Annotated in this window: 2 protein-coding genes; both read left to right on the top strand. The window is 30.6% G+C overall.

The features are described 5' to 3' along the window. On the top strand, positions 1–1249 hold a 1249-nt coding region (locus ACYEKI_RS21175; RefSeq protein ID WP_459213209.1), incomplete at its 5' end, for a hypothetical protein. Next, on the top strand, positions 1246–1430 hold a 185-nt coding region (locus ACYEKI_RS21170; RefSeq protein ID WP_459213208.1), incomplete at its 3' end, for a hypothetical protein. The genes ACYEKI_RS21175 and ACYEKI_RS21170, both read left to right, overlap by 4 nt.

The raw sequence follows: 1430 nt of genomic DNA, 5'->3' as shown, positions 1-1430 counted from the left end.
TAGTCTCAATATTAAAAAACCAATACAGTTTTCTGAAAATAATATTGACAAATATCCTTTTTTACAAATTCCATTCGAAAAGGTTGACGATAAGCGAAAAGAAAAAACGTATACTCTAGATCGTCTAAAACATATTTATAAAAGAACACTCAAGGAACAACTCGAAAATGAAATGCCTTTTGTGATTCCTAAAGGTTTTCTTAATGACTTAATTGATAAACAATTTTCAGTTCACAATAAAAGAGCTAATCCATCCACTACCGAAAATAACTTTGTATATAGTATGCTAGCTTCACATACCGATTATCAAGGTTTTTATGATTATAAACGTGCTGTTCGTATTGATAACAAAACAGCTCATAACCCTTTGATCGGTACGCCTAAAGAATTAGAGGCTATTTATAAACAACGATTTAAACATCTTTTAGGAGGTAAAGATGATCAAGGAAATACAATAAAAGGTAAAGAAATTACAGATCCAGAACATAAAGATTGGGATAAAAAAGTATGGATAAAACGTGTGATACAACCAGAGAAGAAAATACGCTTATACAAAGCTCAAGACCTCGTTCTTTTTTATATGGTAAAATATTTGGTTCCACAACTGGAAAAAAATGTTTCTATCGATATTAGTAATTGGCAACTCCGTGACATCAGATACCAAGATACTAAAAAAGACGAATTACATATTCCTGCTACTCGCGATAAAAATATTCTTGACAAAGAATGCATTGAAGTATCTTTTAAACAAGAAGGACAACCTAGAATTGTATCACAAACCAATCTAAAGAAGTATGGAAAAATCAAAACCTATCTTCGTAATAAACGCGTACAAGAATTGCTCGTATGGCTTCAAGATGAAACTATAACCTTAGAAGATTTACAAGATGCTATTGAAGATATTGATAAACTAGGAGAAAGTGCTTTTAAAGTATTCTTGGCTTATGAACATTATTGCCATACATTAGGCATATCACCTAAGAAAAAACATGTTAAATATTTAAAAGCGTTAGAAGATCCGAATAAGAATATACTTACCTCAGAAGAAAGTGATTTGATGAATGCTTTGCGTAATATGTTCTGTCATTCAGGGTTCATTGACAAAGAAAAACATCCTGACTATTTTGAAAAAATAGCCCAACATTATTCCATTGATTTTAATTATAAGTTAGATACTGTAGTAGACGTCACAACACAATTAATTAACACACTTTATTCCCTAGAAAAACTAAATCCTATTGAAGCATGAAAATACCTATAATTGATCTAATCAAACTTATCATTCCATTAGCTGCAGGTTTTTTGGTATGGTATGTCCAAAAAAAGAAAGAATTAACCATACAAAGTTCACAATACAAAAAACAAAAACAACTAGATGCTTTAATGGCTATTTGGGGGCTTTTACGTTTTATGGCGCAAAATGAAAACAC

Origin of the sequence: Aquimarina rhabdastrellae (assembly GCA_947387485.1) — a bacterium.
Classification (GTDB): Bacteria; Bacteroidota; Bacteroidia; order Flavobacteriales; family Flavobacteriaceae; genus Aquimarina.
The sequence above is the reverse complement of the archived record's forward strand: the minus strand, read 5'-3'. Positions and strand labels throughout refer to the sequence as shown.